Source organism: Pseudomonas sp. NFACC04-2 (genome assembly GCF_900119265.1).
In the GTDB taxonomy this organism is placed as follows: Bacteria; Pseudomonadota; Gammaproteobacteria; order Pseudomonadales; family Pseudomonadaceae; genus Aquipseudomonas; species Aquipseudomonas fluorescens_AA.
This window is the reverse complement of the sequence record NZ_FPJC01000019.1, coordinates 1-21,518: the sequence shown is the minus strand read 5'-3', so window position 1 is coordinate 21,518 and position 21,518 is coordinate 1. Positions and strand designations below refer to the sequence as shown.

General features: G+C 62.5%; 18 protein-coding genes and 1 pseudogene. 11 read left to right on the top strand and 8 right to left on the bottom strand.

The window, feature by feature from the left end:
* Positions 1-46: 46 nt before the first annotated feature.
* The 7 genes from urtE to ureC all read left to right on the top strand — a co-directional run bounded on the left by urtE (position 47) and on the right by ureC (position 5,308).
* Positions 47-745: an urea ABC transporter ATP-binding subunit UrtE gene (urtE, locus tag BT125_RS21775; RefSeq protein WP_072410216.1), complete on the top strand. Its 699-nt coding sequence runs from the start codon at positions 47-49 to the stop codon at positions 743-745.
* 30 nt (positions 746-775) lie between these two features.
* Complete coding sequence (locus BT125_RS21770) at positions 776-1,627, top strand: urease accessory protein UreD (protein ID WP_072410214.1); 852 nt, start codon at positions 776-778, stop codon at positions 1,625-1,627.
* Between the two features lie 150 nt (positions 1,628-1,777).
* Positions 1,778-2,080 carry an urease subunit gamma gene (gene ureA, locus BT125_RS21765; protein ID WP_003197350.1) on the top strand — a complete coding sequence of 101 codons (303 nt, stop codon included), beginning with the start codon at positions 1,778-1,780 and terminating at the stop codon, positions 2,078-2,080.
* A 9-nt stretch (positions 2,081-2,089) separates the two neighbouring features.
* Positions 2,090-2,623: a GNAT family N-acetyltransferase gene (locus BT125_RS21760; protein ID WP_072410202.1), complete on the top strand. Its 534-nt coding sequence runs from the start codon at positions 2,090-2,092 to the stop codon at positions 2,621-2,623.
* Between the two features lie 7 nt (positions 2,624-2,630).
* On the top strand, positions 2,631-3,164 hold the full coding sequence (locus tag BT125_RS21755) for a GNAT family N-acetyltransferase (protein WP_060739380.1): 534 nt from the start codon (positions 2,631-2,633) through the stop codon (positions 3,162-3,164).
* The gene (locus BT125_RS21750; protein ID WP_014336352.1) at positions 3,161-3,466 is read left to right on the top strand and encodes an urease subunit beta; all 306 of its coding nucleotides are present in this window, start codon (positions 3,161-3,163) and stop codon (positions 3,464-3,466) included. The genes BT125_RS21755 and BT125_RS21750 overlap by 4 nt, the downstream gene beginning before the upstream one ends.
* Before the next feature lie 141 nt (positions 3,467-3,607).
* The gene (gene ureC / locus BT125_RS21745; protein ID WP_060743085.1) at positions 3,608-5,308 is read left to right on the top strand and encodes an urease subunit alpha; all 1,701 of its coding nucleotides are present in this window, start codon (positions 3,608-3,610) and stop codon (positions 5,306-5,308) included.
* A gap of 195 nt (positions 5,309-5,503) precedes the next feature.
* Here ureC and BT125_RS21740 read toward each other — a convergent pair whose 3' ends face one another.
* The 3 genes from BT125_RS21740 to BT125_RS21730 form a co-directional block, all read right to left on the bottom strand.
* Positions 5,504-10,528 (bottom strand): NEL-type E3 ubiquitin ligase domain-containing protein, encoded by a 5,025-nt coding sequence (locus BT125_RS21740; protein ID WP_072410200.1) that lies wholly within the window; start codon positions 10,526-10,528, stop codon positions 5,504-5,506.
* A gap of 112 nt (positions 10,529-10,640) precedes the next feature.
* Positions 10,641-10,940: a chaperone modulator CbpM gene (locus BT125_RS21735; protein ID WP_072410198.1), complete on the bottom strand. Its 300-nt coding sequence runs from the start codon at positions 10,938-10,940 to the stop codon at positions 10,641-10,643.
* 85 nt (positions 10,941-11,025) lie between these two features.
* A complete protein-coding gene (locus tag BT125_RS21730) occupies positions 11,026-11,964 on the bottom strand; it encodes a DnaJ C-terminal domain-containing protein (RefSeq protein WP_072410196.1) in 939 nt (312 codons plus the stop codon).
* Between the two features lie 294 nt (positions 11,965-12,258).
* Here BT125_RS21730 and BT125_RS21725 point away from each other — a divergent pair, with 294 nt between their 5' ends.
* Entirely contained in the window at positions 12,259-13,533 is a 1,275-nt protein-coding gene (locus BT125_RS21725; RefSeq protein ID WP_072410194.1) for an Hsp70 family protein, read from the top strand.
* A 116-nt stretch (positions 13,534-13,649) separates the two neighbouring features.
* On the opposite strand, the gene BT125_RS21720 is transcribed toward BT125_RS21725, so the two are convergent.
* From BT125_RS21720 to BT125_RS21705, 4 genes are all read right to left on the bottom strand, one after another.
* Complete coding sequence (locus tag BT125_RS21720) at positions 13,650-14,663, bottom strand: AI-2E family transporter (RefSeq protein ID WP_003197331.1); 1,014 nt, start codon at positions 14,661-14,663, stop codon at positions 13,650-13,652.
* Positions 14,664-14,895: 232 nt separating this feature from the next.
* The gene (locus tag BT125_RS21715) at positions 14,896-15,177 is read right to left on the bottom strand and encodes a PsiF family protein (protein WP_072410192.1); all 282 of its coding nucleotides are present in this window, start codon (positions 15,175-15,177) and stop codon (positions 14,896-14,898) included.
* Positions 15,178-15,343: 166 nt separating this feature from the next.
* Positions 15,344-16,234 carry an esterase/lipase family protein gene (locus tag BT125_RS21710; protein ID WP_072410190.1) on the bottom strand — a complete coding sequence of 297 codons (891 nt, stop codon included), beginning with the start codon at positions 16,232-16,234 and terminating at the stop codon, positions 15,344-15,346.
* A gap of 120 nt (positions 16,235-16,354) precedes the next feature.
* Positions 16,355-16,993, bottom strand: coding sequence for an FMN-dependent NADH-azoreductase (locus tag BT125_RS21705; protein ID WP_072410188.1), 639 nt, complete (start codon positions 16,991-16,993; stop codon positions 16,355-16,357).
* Positions 16,994-17,129: 136 nt separating this feature from the next.
* Here BT125_RS21705 and BT125_RS21700 point away from each other — a divergent pair, with 136 nt between their 5' ends.
* Together BT125_RS21700 and BT125_RS21695 are read left to right on the top strand one after the other, a co-directional pair.
* A complete protein-coding gene (locus BT125_RS21700; RefSeq protein ID WP_072410186.1) occupies positions 17,130-18,071 on the top strand; it encodes a LysR substrate-binding domain-containing protein in 942 nt (313 codons plus the stop codon).
* A gap of 57 nt (positions 18,072-18,128) precedes the next feature.
* Positions 18,129-18,659 carry a ferritin-like domain-containing protein gene (locus BT125_RS21695; protein WP_072410184.1) on the top strand — a complete coding sequence of 177 codons (531 nt, stop codon included), beginning with the start codon at positions 18,129-18,131 and terminating at the stop codon, positions 18,657-18,659.
* Between the two features lie 129 nt (positions 18,660-18,788).
* Here BT125_RS21695 and BT125_RS21690 read toward each other — a convergent pair whose 3' ends face one another.
* On the bottom strand, positions 18,789-20,864 hold the full coding sequence (locus BT125_RS21690; RefSeq protein WP_072410173.1) for an AsmA family protein: 2,076 nt from the start codon (positions 20,862-20,864) through the stop codon (positions 18,789-18,791).
* Positions 20,865-21,240: 376 nt separating this feature from the next.
* Here BT125_RS21690 and BT125_RS21685 point away from each other — a divergent pair.
* Positions 21,241-21,518 (top strand): annotated as a pseudogene (locus BT125_RS21685) (hypothetical protein); the annotation flags it as partial.

Sequence of the window (21,518 nt, the reverse complement as noted above, 5' to 3'; positions counted from 1 at the left end):
TCGCGAGCAGCTCGCTCCCACAGGGAACTTGAGGAGAATCTGGAACATGCTGCAAGTCGACAAGCTGCACCAGTACTACGGCGGTAGCCACATCCTGCGGGGCCTGTCGTTCGACGTGAAGGTCGGCGAGGTGACGTGCCTGCTGGGGCGCAACGGCGTGGGCAAGACCACCCTGCTCAAATGCCTGATGGGTCTGTTGCCGGCCAAGGAAGGTGCGGTGAGTTGGGAGGGCAAGGCCATCACCGCGTTCAAGCCGCACCAACGGGTGCATGCCGGCATTGCCTACGTGCCCCAGGGCCGGGAAATTTTCGGGCGGTTGACGGTGGAAGAAAACCTGCTGATGGGCCTGGCGCGCTTTCCCGGCGCCGAAGCCAAGGAAGTGCCGGCCTTCATCTACGAATTGTTCCCGGTGCTGCTGCAGATGAAACAACGCCGTGGCGGTGACCTGTCCGGCGGCCAGCAACAGCAGCTCGCCATTGGCCGGGCCCTGGCCAGTCGCCCGCGCCTGCTGATTCTCGACGAGCCCACCGAAGGCATCCAGCCCTCGGTGATCAAGGAGATCGGCGTGGTGATCAAGAAGCTGGCGGCTCGGGGCGACATGGCGATTTTGCTGGTGGAGCAGTTCTATGACTTCGCCGCCGAGCTGGCCGATCAGTACCTGGTGATGTCCCGGGGCGAGATCGTGCAGCAAGGGCGCGGAGAAAATATGGAAGCCGAGGGTGTGCGCGGGCTGGTTACGATCTAGTCTGTAGCGTCCTGACGATAATCAGAAATCATGAATCTACCTGTCTGTTCATTGGCGCCTTCGGCCCTGTTCACCCCCAGCTGGCACGCCGAGCTGGAATTGGGCTACGCCCGCTTTGGCGAGTGCACACGCCCGGTACAGCGCCGCCACAAAGGCCCGCTGCGGGTGCAGAAGCACTTGTACGCCGAAGGCCCCGAGGTGTGCCAGCACATCATCGTCCACCCGCCAGGCGGGATTGCCGGCGGTGACCGGCTGGACATCTCGGCCCATGTCGGCCCTGGCGCCTGGGCGCAACTGACCAGCCCCGGCGCGGCCAAGTGGTACCGCGCTGCCGGCTCGGCGTACCAACAATTGACCCTGAGCGTGGCCCCCGGCGCGACCCTGGAATGGCTGCCCCAGGAAACCATCGTCTTCAGCGCGGCCCAGGCCGAACTCGGCACGAGTATCGACCTGCAGGGCGACGCACGCCTGTTCTACTGGGACATGGTCGCCCTCGGCCGACCGGCCAGCGGCGAGCGGTTCGACCTGGGGCACTTTCAATCGCGACTGGACATTCGCCGCGACGGCCAGTTGCTGTGGCATGAGCGCCAGCGCATTGTGGGCGGTGATGGGCTGCTGGACTCGCCCATCGGGCTGGGCGGCGATCCGGTGTTTGCCACGTTGCTGGTGACCGGCGAGATCGACAGCGAGTTGCTGGAGCAATGCCGATCCCTGGGCCATGCCGTGCGCGGCGACCTGACCCAATTGCCCGGCCTGGTTGTGGCGCGGTGCCTGGCGAGCGAGGCGTTGCTGGCGCGGGGGTGGTTGATTGCGTTGTGGCGGCTTCTGCGCCCGGCGCTGCTCGGTCGGGAGGCCATGCCCCCGAGAATCTGGAGTACTTGAATTGGCTTTTCTGTGGGAGCGGGCTTGCTCGCGAAGGCGGTGTGTCAGCCAACTCAACTGTTGAGTGTGAGCCCGCATTCGCGAGCAAGCCCGCTCCCACAGGGGGACATGTTTTAGCCCGAATTTTTTATCTGCCCTTATGGATTGCACATGGACCTGACCCCACGCGAAAAAGACAAGCTGCTGATCTTCACCGCCGGCCTCGTCGCCGAACGACGGTTGGCCCGGGGCCTGAAGCTCAACTACCCGGAGGCCATGGCCTACATTTCCGCCGCGCTGCTGGAAGGCGCCCGTGACGGCCAGACCGTCGCCGAGTTGATGCACTACGGCACCACGCTGTTGAGCCGCGAGCAGGTGATGGAAGGCATCCCGGAAATGATCCCGGAGATCCAGGTCGAAGCGACGTTTCCCGACGGCACCAAACTGGTCACCGTCCACCAACCCATTGCCTGAGGCCATGTCATGACTGCCCACGTTCGTGACGCCCATGCCACAGACCTGCCGGCGATCCGCGAGATCTACAACGACGCCGTCCTCAACACCACGGCGATCTGGAACGAACAAGCCGTGGACCTGGGCAATCGCCAGGCCTGGTTCAGCGCCCGGCAGACCCAGGGCTACCCGGTGCTGGTGGCCGTCGACGCCGAAGACAATGTGCTGGGCTACGCTTCGTTCGGCGACTGGCGGCCGTTCGACGGCTTTCGCCACACCGTGGAGCATTCGGTGTACGTGCGCAGCGATCAACGCGGCAATGGCCTTGGCCCGCTGCTGATGGGCGCGCTGATCGAACGTGCCAGGGCCTGCGATAAACACGTCATGGTCGCGGCCATCGAAAGCGGCAACGCGGCCTCGATTCGCCTGCACGAGCGCGCCGGTTTCGTGATCACCGGGCAGATGCCCGAGGTGGGGACCAAGTTCGGCCGCTGGCTGGACCTGACCTTCATGCAGTTGAACCTCAACCCCGGGGCGCTACCGCCTGCCAACAACAAGGAGTGAAAAGCCAATGAACGCCGCCCAGTTGCGTCGGGTCCACGCCGAGAGCTTTGCCCATTATCGCCAGGGCCTGATCGATCTGTTGCTCGACGCCGTCGGCTACGGGGCCAGCGTGGGGTTCATGGCCGATCTCGATGCTGTCCAGGCCCGCGCCTATTTCGACGAGGTCCAGGCCAGCCTCAACCAGGGCCATCTGCTGCTGTGGGTGGTGGTCAAGGATGAACAGGTACAGGCCAGCGTCCAGCTTGCCCTGTGCCAGAAGCCCAACGGCCTCAACCGCGCCGAAGTGCAGAAACTGCTGGTCCGCGGTGAGGCTCGCCGCCGCGGGCTGGGCCAGCAATTGATGAGCGCCCTGGAACTTGGCGCCCGCCAGCACAAGCGTGGCCTGTTGTACCTCGATACCGAGGCCGGTTCCGAGGCCGAGGCGTTCTACCGCGCCATGGGCTACACCCGGGTCGGTGAACTGCCCGACTACTGCCAGAGCCCGGACGGGACCTACACCCCGACCGCCATTTACTACAAGATTTTGGGGCAACCGCAATGATTCCAGGGCAATACCAGGTCCAGCCCGGCGACATCGAACTCAACGTCGGTCGCCGCACGCTCACGCTGAACGTCGCCAACAGCGGTGACCGACCGATCCAGGTCGGCTCGCACTATCACTTTTTCGAAACCAACGACGCCTTGACCTTCGACCGCGCCGCCAGCCGTGGCATGCGCCTGAACATCCCGGCCGGTACCGCGGTGCGTTTCGAACCGGGCCAGAGCCGCGAGGTGGAGCTGGTGGACCTGGCCGGGCATCGCCGGGTGTTCGGGTTTGCCGGGCGGGTCATGGGCGACCTGTAAGTCATAGGGTGCCTGCACTGGCCTCATCGCGAGCAAGCTCGCTCCCACAGGGAAACGCGATCAAGTGTGGGCGCGAGCTTGCTCGCGATGAGTGAGCGCAGCGAACGGTTTCAACATTCAATTGAATTCCAAGGCAAGCACATGAAGATTTCGAGACAAGCCTACGCCGACATGTTCGGCCCCACCGTCGGCGACAAGGTCCGCCTGGCCGACACCGAGTTGTGGATCGAAGTGGAAAAAGACTTCACAACCTACGGCGAAGAAGTGAAATTCGGCGGTGGCAAGGTGATTCGCGACGGCATGGGCCAGAGCCAGTTGCTGGCCGCCGAGGTAGTGGACACGCTGATCACCAACGCACTGATCATCGACCACTGGGGCATCGTCAAGGCCGATGTCGGCCTCAAGGACGGGCGCATCGCCGCCATCGGCAAGGCCGGCAACCCGGACATCCAGCCCGACGTGACCATCGCCATCGGCGCCAGCACCGAAGTGATCGCCGGCGAAGGCATGATCCTCACCGCCGGCGGTATCGACACCCACATCCACTTCATCTGCCCCCAGCAGATCGAAGAAGCGCTGATGAGCGGCGTCACCACCATGATCGGTGGCGGCACAGGTCCAGCCACCGGGACCAACGCCACCACTTGCACCTCCGGGCCGTGGCACCTGGCGCGCATGCTCCAGGCCGCCGATGCCTTCCCGATGAACATCGGCTTCACCGGCAAGGGCAACGCCAGTCTGCCGGAGCCGTTGATCGAGCAGGTCAAGGCCGGGGCCATCGGCCTGAAGCTGCACGAAGACTGGGGCACCACGCCCGCGGCCATCGACAACTGCCTGAGCGTGGCCGACCAGTACGATGTGCAGGTGGCGATCCACACCGACACCCTCAACGAGTCGGGCTTCGTGGAAACCACCCTCGCCGCGTTCAAGGGGCGCACCATCCACACCTACCACACCGAAGGTGCCGGTGGCGGGCATGCGCCGGACATCATCAAGGCCTGCGGCTTCCCCAACGTGCTGCCTAGTTCCACCAACCCGACCCGGCCGTTCACCCGCAACACCATCGACGAGCACCTGGACATGTTAATGGTCTGCCATCACCTGGACCCGAGCATTGCCGAAGACGTGGCCTTCGCCGAAAGCCGCATCCGCCGCGAGACCATCGCCGCCGAAGACATTCTCCACGACCTCGGCGCCTTCTCGATGATCAGCTCCGACAGCCAGGCCATGGGCCGCGTCGGCGAAGTCATCACGCGCACCTGGCAGACCGCCGACAAGATGAAAAAGCAACGCGGCGCCCTGCCCGGCGACGGCGAAGGCAACGACAATTTCCGCATCAAGCGCTACATCGCAAAGTACACCATCAACCCGGCGATCACCCACGGCATCAGCCATGAAGTGGGCTCCATCGAAGTGGGCAAGTGGGCCGACCTGGTGCTGTGGCGCCCGGCGTTCTTCGGCGTCAAGCCGACGCTGATCCTCAAGGGCGGAGCGATTGCCGCCAGCCTGATGGGCGACGCCAACGCCTCGATCCCGACGCCACAACCGGTGCACTACCGACCGATGTTCGCCAGTTACGGCGGCTCACGGCATGCCACCAGCCTGACCTTCATCAGCCAGGCCGCCGCCGAGGCCGGATTGCCGGAACAACTGGGGCTGAAGAAAAGAATCGCCGTGGTCAAAGGCTGCCGCGACGTGCAGAAGACCGACCTGATCCACAACGACTACCTGCCGAGCATAGACGTCGATCCGCAGACTTACCAGGTCAAGGCCGACGGCGTGTTGCTGTGGTGCGAACCGGCCGAAGTGCTGCCGATGGCGCAGCGTTATTTCCTGTTTTGAACCGGTGCTGTTCCTGTGGCGAGGGCGCTTGCTCCCGCTGGACCGTAGGAGCTGCCGAAGGCTGCGATCTTTTGATCTTTCGCTTGGGACTCAAGCGTTTTTGGAGAGATCGCAGCCTCGCTGCGCTCGACAGCTCCTACGGTCCAGCGGGAGCACGCGTACTCGCCACGGTTTTCATTGCCTGAAAGGGTCAGCCTACAGGTCGGTACTTCCCGACAACTGCTCCAGTTCGGTTCGCGTCAACGACTGGACCAGCTCCGCTTCCTTGATCTTGTGTTGCAGGCCCAACGCCTCGGACTGGCTGATGTAGTCGGCTTCCTCCAGGGTCCCGGCCGTCTTCGCTTCATCCAGCTCGATCTGGTTGGCGATAAGGGTGTCATTCAGCGCCTGGAAGGAGGGCTCATGGGCCTGCTTCAAATAATCGATCCAGAAATCCCGGCCCACCAGCGACTGAAACTGCTGGGGGGAATCGTCCAGCCCCAGCACCTCATTGGCAGCGGCATCGAGCTTTCCAGGGGTGACATCTCCCAGCGTGAGAAAAGCCCCACCCGCGGGTTGCCCCGGTAGCCCCAGTCGATCCTTGAGCCCCACACGGTAAGCCAGACGGACCTCGACTTCTTCTATCAGCGCCAGGTTTTCGCGCTTTTCATCGTTGGTCAGGTCGGTGCGGGCATTGATCGCATCACGGCGCCGCTGGATATCCTGCAGGGCAATACGCTCTACCTCATCAAGGCGAAACAGCCCCTTGGCCAGCTGGACCAGTGTTGCCGCTTCATCCTTTGCAACCGCCAAGGCCCTCGCGTTGTGGATCATCAAGCGGATCTCCAGATAGCTGAAGGACAAGGCTGCGCGATCTTCACAGGCCGGTCGGCCAGCCAGGTCGAACAGTTCATGACGCAAGTCGGTGGCGTTTCCCATCGCCTCGAGCATCTGCCAGACGCGGGCCTGGAGGTCTGGATAATCCTCCAGCCCCTGGTAAGAGTTAGCCAAACGATGCAACAACTCAAAAAACTCTCCCGAGTGCTGCTCATCCGCCAGGCTTTGCCACAAGGCTCTCTTGTCCGCCAGTTGCCCCTCAGGCAGGCCTAGCAGCCACTGCTGCATATTCGACGGCCCGACCGGCGCTGAAAACCCAAACGCCTCGGGCAAACGCAGGACTACCCATTCGGGACGCGTCCGCAAGACCCTCGCCCAATAATTACGCATGCGCTGCTGGACCTCCTCGCTCAACGGGTTGCCTTGCAACAACGTCACGCGATTCAGACGTGCGGTGGCATGGGCACGCTCGGCGGGCGGGTCGAGCAGATGATCCGGTACCTGGGTCAAGCCGTTGTCGCGCAGGTCGATCAGCTCCAGCGGTTGATCGCGCAGGCCAGAGGGCCAGGCAGTGATCCCGGTGTTCTTCAGCTGCAGTCGTTCCAGCTCAGGCAGCCTGCTGAAGTCCGGCAGGCGCGTCAGCAAGTTGTTATCCAGGTCGAGGTTTTTCAGCCGGCCAAGGCTTTGCAGGATTTCAACGCTACGACGTGCCAGGCCGATCTGGTTATTCGCCAGTCGAAGCGTCTCCAGATTTCGCATCCCCTCCAGGGTTCCGGGAATAGCCATCAGCCTGTTCCTGGGCATTTCCAAGCGTTTGAGGGAGGAGAATGCGCTGAGGAAGCTGTCGCAGTAGTCCAGCGTCAAGCTCATGTCAGACATGATGAGCACACCCACATGGCTGAAATCGGCCGTCAGCTCCGGCAATGCGCCGACGTTCAATCCACTCAAATCAAGCTCATACCCGAGCCTACGGCCATCGGCCCCTACAACGACCCGGGTCTGACGCCGCCAGCAGCGCTCGATTTGTTCGGCCGCTATCTCTCTGACCCCCGTCGGTACTTGCCGACGTTGATTACCCTCGTAACGCCATCCAAAGCTAGCAACCCAGCGGTCCAGATCCTGATGTAGCGTTTTCAACTCGACTTTACGTCGCTTGAGTTCCCTCACCGCGCCATTGCCCAGCGATCGCAACAGCGCCTCGGTCTGTTGCGTCGTGTAGCTCGGGTATAACTCCTGCACCCGACTCTCCGGCGAGCGGCCCAGGCGCAACCAATCCCGCAGTCCACCCAGGGGATAACCGACTTTGCCCGAAGCCAGGCGCATCGGCGATTGGAAGGCGGGCTTGAGCGCAGGCATCTTCAAGCGGCTCGCCAGCGTATCCCGATCCACTGGCGAAGCGCCGATGGCCTCTCTCAACAGGTCACCGTGATCGCTCGATGGCCGAGCCATGGCCTGGCGCTCGGCATCCGGCAGGGCATGCTGCAAGGCATCGAAGACACTGCCCCAATGGCTCAACTCATTGCCGCTGTCGTCAAAGGCCTGGTAGACATCATCGTCCTTGACCACGACCTTGGTCTGCGTCGCATTTTGCGGCCCGATGCTGTCGATCAAGGCGCCGGACACATCGGCCTCGCGCAATTCGATGCGCACCGTGTCGCTCCAGCCAGGCAAGGTTTCCAGGGTCGCCAGCACCAGTCGAGGCGTGTCCGCCGTGGCCAAGGCGTCCTGATACAGGCCCTCGTAGGCTCGGTTCAAACGCACCCTGCGCTGATAGTGGCGCAGCTCTTCGGCGATGCGCAGCGGGATGGGTTTGGTCTGGCCGGCCTCGTCGAAATCCCAGGCGGCCATTTGCTGCAACTCTTCGGTACCGGACAGGGTGATGATCTGCTCGATCGCCTTTGCCGGAACCGAGGGGAACCGGGACTTGATCAGCGTGACATGGGGGTCACTTCTCGTCTCGCCCATGGCGTAGTAATCGTTGAGCAACTGTACCTTTTCATTCACCGCCGCCTCAGCGAGTACCTGGCGCAGGTGCCGGACGCGAGCATGCATGTTGGTTTTCGCAATCGGCGGGCTCGCCGTGGCCAACAGATCGACGCCCGCGGCATCCACCGCTTCGATCAGGTTTTTCAACAACAAAGGCGTGCGGACCTTGGCCTCGGTAAGGCTGGCTTCATGAAACGGGGTCTCGCCTTCCGAAGGCCGGACGTATTCCCAGCGCGTCCGACCGGCGCCGTCGACGACCGTCAACTTCAGCCCTCTTGGCCACGGGCCGTATTGGCTCAGCAGGTGCAACATCGGCTCGGCCAAGTCATGGCGCAGCGGCTCCTCGCTTTGCAGTTGCCCGATGAACGTGTCGATTTGTCGGCAGAGGTCGAAACGATCCAAAGTGTCGGCCAGCAACGCCGGCACCGGCTCGCCCTCGACATGCACCCTTCGCAGCACGTCCTGCGGGGTCGCGCTGGCGAGGCGAATCTGCTCCAGTTCGGCATCGCTGAAGTCCTTGACGCCATGGCCCAGGCGCCTCATCAGTGTCGAGCCTTCCCAGGTACGCGGTTGCTCCAGTTCGTGGTGCCAGGCACCGTTGCCGTTGTCCGTCAGCTCGGGCTGGTAGGCCTGCGGACGGGAAGGATGACGAATGCGATAGCGAAGGGTCTGCGGGTCCTGCTGCACTTCATAATGTTGGTCACCCAGCGGCAGTACCTGCCGGTCGTCGACCCGATACAGGCCCCGGATATCCGGACTCGACGCCGGGGGAGGCGCCAGCTCACTTTGGTAAACGCTCAGGTCGGGACGCCACAGGCGCGGTTCGCCGTTGGCCAATTGCACCGGCTCAAGCTGATCCACCGCGCCCGACCATCGAATGTGCGGCAGCACCGCCGCACCGGTGGCGACGAAGGCCGTGTTGAGGGCCACGCTGGAAAAATGCGCCCACATTTCCCGGGTCTCCCCCCGTTCGAACGCTTCGATGCCTTCGAAGGCCTCGTTGAACATCTGCACGGCCCCGACCGTCAACATCAGCGGCCCCAATCCTGGCACGACGAACGCCGCCAGGTTGAACACGTCGACCACCGCGTCCAGGTAACTGTCCAGGCGCGCCAGGCGGGCTTTCTGGTCTTCATCACCGGTAGGCACCGCCACCGCGCGTGCGTCAGCCTGGATCTTCTCGATCTGCCGCAGGCGTAACGAGCCCCACAGGTCGCCGGGAATCGGCGTCGTGGCCATGGGCAGGTTGCGCAACGACGATTTGAGTGGGTAATCGGCCTGGTCATGGGCCGTCGGGGAGATTTGATAGAAGTGTTTGAACTGCCGGAAAAACACCCCTTGCTGACGCAGCGGCAGGAAACGGCTGAAGAAGCGGCGGTAGGCGCTACCGTGCAAGCGTCGCCGCAGTTCGACCATGAAGTCGGCACTGGAGGCATAGGCTTTCAGGGGATGCTCGGGATCACCCGGAAGGTAGGCTATGACCGGCACCACCCGGCGACTTTTCTCAAGGTCGGGGCCGATCAACAGCGGGCCGACCAGGTCGATGTCGAACACTTTCAGGAAGGTGCAGGTCACGGCCTGGCCATCGAGGGTGACGTCGCTGGCCCCATCGATCAACCGCTGCAACATCGAGTAGACCGCCGGACTGATGTCGGCCTTGGCCCGGGCGATCTGGATGCTCAATGCCAGTCCCTCCCTATGATGCTCCTCCAGTGAATGATCCAGCGGGTTGTACGTCTTGCTGTCGTCGGGCCGCAGGACAGCGTTGATGTGCTCCTGATAGCGGCGCCCCAGGTCCAGGGTACGGCACAGCTTGGCGAAGGCTTCTGGAGCAATCGGCAATGCCCCTGCGCGAACGGCGTCGATGGAAGGCACCACTGCACCGCCTTGGGACGGACGCACCGTGGTGATGAGGCTGCAATCGGCACAGGCGGACTTGCGTGCTTCCTCTGGCGCGAAATTGGCCAGCGCCGCCTCCAGCAATGACGTGCCACGATATTCGTAGCGATCGAAGTGGCCGCCCTCGCTGTCCAGGACCAGCGCCCCAAAAAAATCGTCGCGGGTCTTGCGCCCGTACTTGCGGACGAAATACACCTCGTTGACGTTCAGCGCGAGGTTGAACTCATCCAGCAGCGCCTGCTTGAGCAAGGGTTCGACAAAGACGCGGATGTCCTGGATATTGCCCAGCCGGTTGTCGACCTGGTTCAGGCGCTCACGGTAGCGGGAATGATTGTCCTTGAGGCTGTTCCAGAGGTCGGGGGAGGCGTTCGCATACCAGTCCGGAAGCGTCAGTTCATGGTCGCTCAGTTCCTGCTGGCGCTGCACGATAGCACCGTTGTACCAGCCGGGAATGCGGGCTTTGAGCAGGTCGAAATGCTCGCCTTGGGGGGTGGCGAGACGGGGGGTGAAGCCTGGCATATCGGGTCATCCTTGACGATGGAAAACCCGAGCCTAACCAGCGTGCCGCCGAGGCGTGCGGTAACTATTTATTGCTCTTTCGACAAGACATGACGGATACGAACCGCCACGATCAGTCCACCCAACGGCCCAATTGCTGGCGCAGTCGACGATTCTCGGCCCGCAGTTGCTGGACTTCCTCCAGCAGGTCCAGCGCCAGGGCGACGCCTTCCCACTCCAGGTCCAGGTCGTGCCGCAGCTTCGCGGCACGTTTGGCCAGGGCCAGTTCGTAATCGGTAAAACGCCAATCCGTCGGGGCCGCGCCGTGGGGTTCGAGGATGCCGTGGGCGACGATCTCGATCACATGGACGTCGGCCAACGCGGCAGCCTCGCAGAATTCCGTCAGGGTCAGTTCAATGATCGGGTTGTTCATAGTCTGCTTCTCCCAATGCCTTAACTGTCGAGTCTAGCCATGACTGTAGTGAGGTTTGCTCCGTGCCACAGGCTGTGGGTCCAGGTCAGAAGTTCTCCCGCGGATCGAATGCGGCTTTCTTCGCCAGCTCCGCCCACAGCGCCTTGACCGCTTCGTCGCTGGCCTTGGGCATCACGGCCTTGAGCTGCACGAACAGGTAGCCGCGCTCGCCGGCCTTGTTGCGCAGGCCGTGACCCTTGGCGCGCATGCGCTGGCCGTTCTGGCTGCCGGCCGGGACCTTGAGATTGATCTTGCCGGTGAGGGTCGGCACCGCCACTTCGGCGCCCAGTGCCAATTCCCACGGGGCCAGGGGCAAGGTGATGATCAGGTCCTGGCCTTCGACGTCGAACTTGGGGTGCGGCGCGAAGCGAATGGTCAGGTACAAGTCGCCGTTGGCGCCGCCACCGACACCCGGCGCCCCCTGGCCCTTGAGGCGGATACGTTCGCCGTCGGTCACACCCAGCGGGATCTTCACGTTCAGGCTCTTGCTGGTGTTGCTCACGTGTTGGCCGGCCGCATTGTATTGCGGCACCTGGAACGTGACCTTCTTCGACTCGTTCGACAGGGTTTCTTCCAGGAAAATCGGTAATTCCATTTCCACGTCTTGCCCTCGACGGCCGGCGCTGCGACCTGACTGTCCGCCACCGAAACCCGACCCACGGTTACCGAAAATCGAACTGAAGAAGTCCGAGAAATCCCCGGTGTCCTGGCCGCCGAAACCACCACGGCTCTGCCAACCCGGCGGGCCCTGGAACGGCTGGCCGTGCTGGCCATAGCGGCGCAGGTCGTCGTATTCGGCGCGTTTGTCGGCACTTTTCAGCGCTTCATAGGCTTCGGAGACGTCCTTGAACTTGGTCTCGGCGTCTTTTTCCTTGCTCACATCCGGGTGGTACTTGCGCGCCAGCTTGCGATAGGCAGCCTTGATCGTGCTGTCGTCCGCCGTGGGCTCGACACCCAGGATCTTGTAATAGTCTTTGAAGTCCATCTAAGCATCACCATCCGTTATCGATGTCGCACCGCCACGCACAGCATGCCCGGATGACCGGGCAGCGGGTTGACCGACCTCAAGATTGGGACCGGGCGGCACGTCAGAAGTTTATCGGCAGCTGGCGGCGGTTCTTGTACCCGCCTTGCGCTACCAGGCTCATGCCAGCAAGTTTGGGGGTATAAGAGAGTCTTTCAAGACCTGCACTCGAGAATTAGCAGATAACCGGCCTTCGAATCCGCGCCGCACTGACATACACTGCGCGGCCGTTTTTTCAACTGGAACCCGAAAGACATGAAAAACGCATCCCCGGCCCGTGCCTGCGGTATCGACTTTGGCACGTCCAACTCCACCGTCGGCTGGCTGCGCCCCGGCATGGAAACGTTGATCGCGCTGGAGGACGACAAGATCACCCTGCCTTCGGTGGTCTTTTTCAATCTCGAGGAACGCCGCCCGGTGTATGGCCGCCTGGCCCTGCACGAATACCTGGAAGGCTACGAAGGTCGGCTGATGCGCTCGCTAAAGAGCCTGCTGGGCTCCAAGCTGATCAAGCACGACACCAGCGTGTTGGGCACGGCGATGCCCTTCAAGGATCTGCTGGGGTTGTTCATCGGCCAGTTGAAGAAACGCGCCGAAGCCACCGCCGGTCGGGAATTCGAAGAAGTGGTACTGGGGCGCCCGGTGTTTTTCGTCGACGACGATGAAATGGCCGACCAGGAGGCGGAAAACACCCTGGTGGACGTCGCCCGTGCCATCGGTTTCAAGGAAGTTTCGTTCCAGTACGAGCCCATCGCGGCGGCCTTCGATTATGAATCGACCATCGAGAAAGAAGAGCTGGTGCTGATCGTCGACATCGGCGGCGGTACTTCGGACTTCTCCCTGGTGCGCCTCTCCCCCGAGCGCCGTACCCACGACAACCGCCACGCCGACATCCTCGCCACCGGTGGCGTGCACATCGGCGGGACCGATTTCGACAAGCAGCTCTCCCTGGCCGGCCTGATGCCGCTGTTCGGTTACGGCAGCCGCATGAAAAGCGGTGCCTACATGCCCACCAGCCACCACATGAACCTGGCGACCTGGCACACCATCAACGCGGTGTACTCGCAAAAGTCCACCCTGGCCCTGGGCAGCATGCGCTACGACATCGAAGACACTGGCGGCATCGACCGGCTGTTCAAGCTGATCGAACAGCGCGCCGGGCATTGGCTGGCGATGGAAGTGGAAGAAACCAAGATCGAGCTGACCCACACCGACCAGCGGCATTTGCTCCTGGACCGGATCGAGCCGGGCCTGAGCGTGGAACTGAGTCGGGCGCTGTTCGAGTCGGCCATCGACGGCTTGCTGGAACGGGTGCGCGGCAGCGTCACGCAGTTGCTGGGCGATGCCAACGTGCGGGTCGATCAGGTCGACACGGTGTTCTTCACCGGCGGTTCCAGCGGCATCCCGGCGCTGCGCAACAGCGTCTCGGCGATGCTGCCCCAGGCGCGGCATGTGGAAGGCAACATCTTCGGCAGTATTGGCAGTGGGTTGGCGATCGAGGCGATGAAGCGCTACGGCACCCAGGTCTGATCCAGGACCACGGCGCCTGAATCGCGAGCAAGCTCGCTCCCACAGGGATCGCACAGATCTTCTGTGGGAGCGAGCTTGCTCGCGATGGTGCCAGATCAAGCACCATCGCTACCCGATCAGACCATCCCCACCTGCTTCAACTCACTCTTGAGGTAGGCATAATAAATCGGCCCCGCCACCACCCCCGGCAGGCCGAACGCGGCTTCGAACACCAGCATCGCCATGAGCAACTCCCACGACTTGGCACTGATCTGCCCGCCGACGATGCGGGCGTTGAGGAAGTATTCGAGCTTGTGGATCACGATCAGGTAACCCAGCGCCGCCACGGCGACCCAGATCGACAGCGACAGACCGACAATGGTGATCAGCGTGTTGGACATCAGGTTGCCGATGACCGGCAGCAGCCCCAGCAGGAAGGTCATCACGATCAGGGTCTTGGTCAGCGGCAGCTTTATCCCGAACAGTGGCAGCACCACCGCCAGGAAAATCCCGGTGAAAAAGGTGTTGAGCAGGGAAATCTTGATCTGGGCGAAGACGATGTTGCGAAACGCCTTGACCAGCAGGTTCAGGCGATCGAACAGCGCCGCGGCCAGGGGCTTGCGCTTGGTCAGGTCGGGAATGCGCTGCAGGGCAACGATAGCCCCTAGCACCATGCCGATCAGCAACGTCACGAACATGTGGGCCGCGTCCTTGCCCACCAGTTGCAGGTCGCTCAGGTGCTTGCTCACCCAGTCACCGATCGCGACCCGGAACTCGGCGGCGCTGGCCGGCAGGTAGGCGTCGATGAACGGCGGCAATTGCCCTCGGGCGCGATCGACCACCGTCATGAACTTGTCCAGGGAGGCCCCGGGGTTTTCCGCCTCATGGAGCAGGAAACTGAAGGCTCCGGCGAAGATCAGCGTCAGCACACTGACCACCAGCGTGCCCAGCAACGCCACCGCCAGCCAGCGGGCACGGCGACCTTCGATCAGGCGCTGCAACTGCGGGGTGAGCATGTTGACCAGCTCGAACACCAACAACCCGGCCAGCAGGCTCGGCAACAGGCGCAGTGGCAGCACCAGCAACAACCCACCAAAAATGATCACCCAACTGATCACCAACAATACATGACGCTGAGAAAACGTTGGCATACAGCCTCAGGACAAAACGACGTGAAAGGATCGGCAGTCTGCCAGCGATCCACCAACAGCACTAGACATTGTATCGGCCGATCCTGGACAGGGTTCAGGTGTGTTTTTGCCGTGCTGTACCGTCCCCATGGCGAGCAAGCTCGCTCCCACCGTGGATTTGTAGTGCCCGGTCCATGGTGGGAGCGAGCTTGCTCGCGATAGGGCCCTCACAAGCTGGAGAAAAACCCAGCGCTTATTTTTTCTTCAGGCACTCACTCATGAACGCCTTGCGGGCATCGCCCTTCAGGGCCTGGTTGGTGGCCGTGGCGTTGCAGGTCTTCATGCGCTCCTGCGGGGTGCTCGGTGCAGCCTTGAGGCAGCTGCTCATGAACGCCTTGCGCTCGTCACCCTTGAGCGCTTTGGCGGTGGCATCGGCGTTGCAGGTAGTCATCTTGGTCTGCTGCGCCGTCTCGGCGAAGCCCTGGGAACACAGCAGCAAACCGATCGTCAACAAAGGCACACGAAGCATCTTCATGGTGTTTCTCCTGGCTGCCGCACGAGGGGACGGCGATGAGGTGCAGTGTAGACAAAGCCTGTTACACCTTCATCGCGAGCAAGCTCGCTCCCACAAAGGACCGAGCGCAGCAAATCCCCTGTCGGAGCGAGCTTGCTCGCGATCAACGATAACGCGGTCCAACTGGCTACACCCCGGCCGCCTTCAACCGCTGTGCATGCTCGACAAACAACCGGACCGGCTCGGCTCCCTTGCCCACCAGCCCCAGCGACTGGTTGACGATGTCGAAGTGGTCCAGCGGATAGTCATCGCCGATGACCGTGCCCAGATGTGAACTGTAACGCCCGACCATGCCGTCGCATTGCCCCGCTTCCCTGACAAAGGTGCGGGCGAATAAACGGCAGGTGCGGTTGGTGCCGTCGAACAGATTGCGCCCTTTGTCGGTCTTGCCCGGCTGCAAGGTGCCGGACCACGAGTAATAGCGCACGCCATTGACCTCTTCCGGCCCGTGCCCGCCCCAGGTAACCGGCAGCCCCTGTGGATAATCTCGATTGAACAGCGCCACCCCGGCGGTGGTCAGGGAGGCGTGGGAAGCGTGGATGTCCACTGGCAGCTTCGGCCCGCGATAGCCCGTGTCCAGCAGGCTCATCAGGGCGTTGATCAGGCGCAGCACGGCACTGAGCACACGCCCCTTGGCACTGTCGGCCGGGTAGTGGGCCTGCAGGTAATCGGCCAGTTCGGAGCCATGGTTGGGGCCGGCCACCGACGTGACCGACGCCACCAGGTCCGGGCGTTTGGCGGCGGCATAGCGGGCGGTGAGGCTGCCCTGGCTGTGGCCGATCAGGTTGACCTTCTGCGCACCGGTTTGCCGCAGGATGTCGTCGATCAATGCCAGCAACTGCTCGCCGCGCACCTCGGACGAATGCAACGGCGAAACCTTCACCGCCACCACCACGGCCCCACCGCGACGCAACGCCGAGACGATCCCATACCAGTACGGATACAGCACCAGGCGTATGAACCCGAGCATGCCCGGGACCAGTACCAGCGGGTAACGAGTGGCGCAACGTTGCGACATGGCGACATCCTTGTGATCAAGAGGGGATCAGCATCAGTACCGATGATGACCAGTCTATGACACCCAGATGAATCCGTGGCGAGGGAGCTTGCTCCCGCTGGGCTGCGCCGCAGCCCCCTCTCAGAAAGATCGCGCCAAGGCCAGCAAGTGCTCCTCGGCCTCGGCACAGGACAACGCAAAACTGCGCTCGGCCGACTCTTCGCCTTCGGCCGCCACCACCGTTACATCGGTAATACCGATAAACCCCAGCACGGTGCGCAACAGCGTGTCGGCGTGGTTCATGCTCTCCAGTGGGCCACCGGGGCCAAAACCGAAATCGCCGCGGCTGGTCACGATCAGCGCTTTCTTGCCCAGCACCAGCGGCTCGTAGTGCGACACGCCGTTGTCCAGACTGTGGTTGAACGTCAGCCCGATGCGCACGATCTGGTCGATCCAGGCCTTCACGCCGCTGGGCACGCTGAAGTTGTGCATGGGCGCGGAGATCACCAGCCGGTCATGGGCTTGCAGCTCCGCGACCAACGCATCGCTCAGGGCCAGGTCCGCTTGCATGATCAACGGTCGAGCCTGGGGCTCGGGGTAGAACGCCGCGGCGATAAAGGCTTCGTTGACCGGCGCAATCACCGTGCGTCCGACTTCACGACGGGTCACTTGGGGGTGCGGATGGGCTGTCTGCCACGCCGAGACAAAGGTCTCGGCCAGGCGCCGGGAATGAGAACGATCGCCCCGAGGGCTGCCATGCACTACAAGAATCTTGCTCATCTGAATCTCCTCTCACGCGGCTACAATCAACATTGCTTGTGCCTTGAAGCTTGGAGCTCAGAGCGGGCTTCAGACAAATGAGCGTTAATTCATCTGGATGAGCTAACTTCATCCATCGTATTTCGGGAGAATTCAAATGTTCGCCAACCTGCCGCTCAACGCGCTGCGCGCCTTCGAATCCGCCGCGCGGCTGCTCAGTTTCAAGGCGGCCGCGGCGGAGTTGTCGGTGACGCCGACGGCGGTCTCCCACCAGATTCGAGCGCTGGAGAGCTGGCTGGGGCTGATGCTGTTCGACCGCCTGCCACGCCAGGTGCGCCTCACCGAAGGCGGGCAACGCTTGTTCCACAGCCTGCACGGGGCCTTGCTGGAGGTGGCGCAAAGCGTCGACACCCTGCGCCCGCAACGCAGCAACGCCCACCTGACCCTGTCCACCACTGCCGCGTTTGCCGCCCTGTGGCTGGTGCCTCGCCTGGGGCGCTTTTATGCGCGCCACCCGAACATCAAAGTGCGCCTGGACACCCATTGCGAAGTGATCGACCTGCACCAGGACGCCAGCGTCGACCTGGTGGTGCGCTATAGCCTGGAGGCCTACCCGAACCTGTACGGCATGTGCCTGTTCGATGAAAGCTTCGGGGTCTACGGCTCACCTGAGCAGGTGGCCCTGGCGGCCCGGCAGCCGCCGACGCTGATCAGCGTGCGCTGGCACAACTCCAAGCTGTACGCCCACGGTTGGGATGCCTGGTGCGCCCAGGCCGGGGAAACCTGGCTTACCCGACAGCCGTGCATGCGCGAGTACGACGAGGAGCATTACGCCTTGCAAGCGGCGATTGCCGGGCAGGGCCTGGTGTTGGCGAGTAATATCCTGGCGTCGGAAAGCGTCGCCAGCGGCTTGCTGGTGGGCTATCGCCCGGACGTCCAGGTCAACGGTGCCGGCTACAGCGCCCTGTGCGTCCCGGGCCGTGAACGCCATCCGCCGGTGCGGGCATTTTTCCAGTGGCTGGGGGAGGAAGCGCGGCTGTCCGGTTATGCGCTGAAAAATTCAGTAAAACTTTTCCAGGACCGTGTCACTCAGATTTAAAGTGATCGCGCCAGCAGAGCGTGACGCCTCAACCGGATCAGCCTCCAGGAGAACGAGATGAGCGACATGCACTTATCCGATGTAACCACCCTGCGCGAACGTGCACGGCAGAACGTGCAGAACGGCGCGGTGACCGAGGGCTACGGCGCCGATCGGCAGGAAGTCATCCGCCTGCTCAACGAAGCGCTGGCCACCGAACTGGTCTGCGTGCTGCGCTACAAGCGCCACTACTTCATGGCCACCGGCCTCAAGGCCGGCGTGGCGGCCAGTGAGTTTCTCGAGCACGCGAACCAGGAAGCCGAACACGCCGACAAACTCGCCGAGCGCATCGTGCAGTTGGGCGGTGAGCCGGAGTTCAACCCCGACCTGCTGACCCGCAATTCCCACGCCCAGTACGTCGCGGGCAACACCCTCAAGGAAATGGTGTACGAGGATCTGGTGGCCGAACGGATCGCCATCGACAGCTACCGGGAAATCATCCAGTACATCGGCGAAAAAGACCCGACCACCCGGCGCATCTTCGAGGACATCCTGGCCCAGGAAGAAGAACACGCCGATGACATGGCCGACATCCTGACCGATCTGTAATAGCCTTCAGGGGCCCAATCGCGAGCAAGCTCGCTCCCACATTTTGACCGCATTCCTTCAGACAGAATGCAGTCCCCGTGGGAGCGAGCTTGCTCGCGATGAGGCCAGCCACCTCACCGCACAATCTGGCTACCGGGTAGGCTTGACCGTCACCGGCGCCTTGCCCGCCTTCATCTGCTCCAGCAGCGGCGCACACTGGTTCGGCTCACCCCCACTGGGCGCCACCAACGCCAGCAACCCGGCGGCCGGCGCGGCGATCACACCCAACGCCACCATCCCGGCACCGCGCAGCATCAGGGGCACCGCCTTGACGCCAGCGGCAGGCTTGGCGAACGGGCCGCGCACGTACAACGGCGAGCGCAGGGAAATCAGGCGCCAACCCTTGGACTCCGGGGTGATGGTCAGGTCCAACTGCTCGCTCGCCATGTTCGCTGTGCCGTCGATGTAGATAATCGCGTTTTCCGTGTCGAACACGAACAGGCGCGTGGTCGCCAGGCCCGTCTTGATGTCGAAGTCCGCCGCCGCACAGTTGATCTTCACTTCTTTGTCGCCAAAGATTTTTCCCACCACGTAGTTGCCGACGTTCAGTCCTGCCAGTTCCATCAATTCCCGACTGATGGCGCCATCGTTAATGAGCATTTTCAGCGTGCCATTGGCCGTGCCCAGCAGTGCCGCCACCGAGTTACCGCGCCCGGCGATGTCGGCATCGCCGTTCAATTCACCGAAACTGGTCTTCATCGGTTCAAAACCCGGGAACAGTTGCTTGAGCTTGAACCCTCGCGCCGTCAACTTCGCCTGGCCTTCAAGGGGCTGGGTGTGCCCGTTGAGGCGGATCTGCGCATCGAGGCGGCCACCGGCCACGCCGAAACGCAGGGGTTCCAGGCTCAACTGCCCATCGTTGAGCACCAGGTGGGTATAAAGGTCGTTGAACGGCAACTGCTCGCTGTGAACGATGCGTTTGCCGGTGAACTCCACCTCGGCGTCCATCACGCTCCAACGCTCGGTGCGAAACTCTTCCACGGGCAAGACCTTGTCGGCCGGCTGTTTGCTGGCGCCGCCCCGGGCTTTTTGTTCGGCATTGGAGTCCGCACCGATCAGCGGCGCCAGGTCGCTGAACAGCAGTTGATTGGAGACCAGCGCACCACTGAGCTTCGGCCGCGGCTGGCTGGCGACATAGGCCAGGTCGCCATGGATATCGCTGTCGCCGATCTTGCCGTTGAACGCCTCGTAGCGGAACAGCGCCCCACCCGGCTCGTGCAGCTTGGCAATCAAGCGGCCATCGGTGGCGTAAGGCGGCGAATCCGGCAAGGTCACGCCGGTCAGCGGGTAGAGATGAGCGAGGCTTTTGCCGGCCAGTTTCAGACGCAAGTCCAGGGCCCCGAGGTTCAGCGGGTCGGTGAGAGTGCCAGCCAGTTCGACGCGAGTGTCGCTGATCTTCGCCTGGGCCTGGAGCGGAAAGGGTTGTGACGCATCCTGCAAGGCCAGCAAGCCACCGACCTTGCCGGAGCCCGTCAGGTTTTGCCCGTGATACTGCCCGTTGACCTTGAAGGCGAACGCGTAGTCCTGCGGCGTCGCGCCTTGGTCCTGGGCTTTTTTCGCGGCCTTGTCACCGACGATTTCGCTGAACGCAATGGGTTTGCCCAACGGATCGATCAACAGGTCGAGCCGGGTCTTGAGTGTCTGGTCGTCGAGGGTGACATGCCCTTTGTCGAAGCCAATGGCGCCGATGTCCACCACCCAGCTGGACGGCTCGGCGTCCGGGTCCTTCGGGTCGAACTGGAAGGTCCAGTTGGCGCGACCATCCGCCAGGCGTTGCAGTCTGGCGTTAGGCTCCGTCAGGTCGATGCGCGGAATCGCCACTCGCCGGGCCAGCAAGGCCAAGGGCGAAACGCGTAGCTCGACACGCTTGAGCGTGACCATTTGCGGGGTTTTCGACCAGTCCGGGTTACCCAGGCTCAAGTCTTCGGCCACCACATGGGGCCACGGTAACCAGGCGCGCCAGCCACCTTCCTCCGGTTCGCGCTGCCAGACCACCGCCAGGTTGCCGTTGATGACGAAAGGACGATGCAACTCCTCGGAAACCTTGGCATTGAGTGGGGGCTTGATGCGGTTCCAGTCGAAGAAAGCGAGGACCAGGACCAGCATCGCCAGCAGGACAACAAGGCTGGCAAAGCTCCAGGCGAGGATTTTCGAGGTGCGCGTCATGCACAAAGCTCCTGATGACAAGTCAGCGTCCGCTACCGCGACGCCTTGGGAAACACGAACCTGTAAGCGGTTCGCCATGAAGCGTTGGACTGGTAGAACCGCCAACAGGTGCCGATGAACGGCGCAAAAAATCCCAGGATCCTGACCGAATAGCCAAAAAACTGTTACCGCGGCCGCCCATTTGCGAGGCAGTGATGGGTACAAAATACCCACTGCGGTGCAAAACAACACCTCCGAAATGCCCGTTCTAGAGCCTTCGCCCCGAACAATCAATTCTGTTGATTATTACCATTGCGTTTATGAACTTTTATATCGACTTATCGAGAGTAGCATTGCCCTCGTACCCACTTTATCGCCCTCTCAAGGAGCAACGATCATGAAACGCCAATTACTGATGAGCCTGTCCCTTTCACTGCTGGCCTCCACTGCCTTCGCACTGCCAGCCTCCGAACAAGCCACGCCACAGGTCAAGGACAGCCACTCTGTCTACAGCCAGACGGTTGCCGAAGGTGGCCGTGATCGCCTGGAACAAAAAGGTCTGGTTGAAGACGGTTATGACCGCACCAAGCAAAGCGATACCGTTGCAGCTGATGGTTCCGACCGCACCCCAGGCCAAACCTTGGCAGCCGACGGTTCCGACCGCACCCCAGGCCA

Bases quoted from the DNA above. Each gene is read 5' to 3' on its own strand.
- urtE (WP_072410216.1), top strand. From the start codon at position 47: ATGCTGCAAGTCGACAAGCTGCACCAGTACTACGGCGGTAGCCACATC.
- BT125_RS21770 (WP_072410214.1), top strand. From the start codon at position 776: ATGAATCTACCTGTCTGTTCATTGGCGCCTTCGGCCCTGTTCACCCCC.
- ureA (WP_003197350.1), top strand. From the start codon at position 1,778: ATGGACCTGACCCCACGCGAAAAAGACAAGCTGCTGATCTTCACCGCC.
- BT125_RS21760 (WP_072410202.1), top strand. From the start codon at position 2,090: ATGACTGCCCACGTTCGTGACGCCCATGCCACAGACCTGCCGGCGATC.
- BT125_RS21755 (WP_060739380.1), top strand. From the start codon at position 2,631: ATGAACGCCGCCCAGTTGCGTCGGGTCCACGCCGAGAGCTTTGCCCAT.
- BT125_RS21750 (WP_014336352.1), top strand. From the start codon at position 3,161: ATGATTCCAGGGCAATACCAGGTCCAGCCCGGCGACATCGAACTCAAC.
- ureC (WP_060743085.1), top strand. From the start codon at position 3,608: ATGAAGATTTCGAGACAAGCCTACGCCGACATGTTCGGCCCCACCGTC.
- BT125_RS21740 (WP_072410200.1), bottom strand. From the start codon at position 10,528: ATGCCAGGCTTCACCCCCCGTCTCGCCACCCCCCAAGGCGAGCATTTC.
- BT125_RS21735 (WP_072410198.1), bottom strand. From the start codon at position 10,940: ATGAACAACCCGATCATTGAACTGACCCTGACGGAATTCTGCGAGGCT.
- BT125_RS21730 (WP_072410196.1), bottom strand. From the start codon at position 11,964: ATGGACTTCAAAGACTATTACAAGATCCTGGGTGTCGAGCCCACGGCG.
- BT125_RS21725 (WP_072410194.1), top strand. From the start codon at position 12,259: ATGAAAAACGCATCCCCGGCCCGTGCCTGCGGTATCGACTTTGGCACG.
- BT125_RS21720 (WP_003197331.1), bottom strand. From the start codon at position 14,663: ATGCCAACGTTTTCTCAGCGTCATGTATTGTTGGTGATCAGTTGGGTG.
- BT125_RS21715 (WP_072410192.1), bottom strand. From the start codon at position 15,177: ATGAAGATGCTTCGTGTGCCTTTGTTGACGATCGGTTTGCTGCTGTGT.
- BT125_RS21710 (WP_072410190.1), bottom strand. From the start codon at position 16,234: ATGTCGCAACGTTGCGCCACTCGTTACCCGCTGGTACTGGTCCCGGGC.
- BT125_RS21705 (WP_072410188.1), bottom strand. From the start codon at position 16,993: ATGAGCAAGATTCTTGTAGTGCATGGCAGCCCTCGGGGCGATCGTTCT.
- BT125_RS21700 (WP_072410186.1), top strand. From the start codon at position 17,130: ATGTTCGCCAACCTGCCGCTCAACGCGCTGCGCGCCTTCGAATCCGCC.
- BT125_RS21695 (WP_072410184.1), top strand. From the start codon at position 18,129: ATGAGCGACATGCACTTATCCGATGTAACCACCCTGCGCGAACGTGCA.
- BT125_RS21690 (WP_072410173.1), bottom strand. From the start codon at position 20,864: ATGACGCGCACCTCGAAAATCCTCGCCTGGAGCTTTGCCAGCCTTGTT.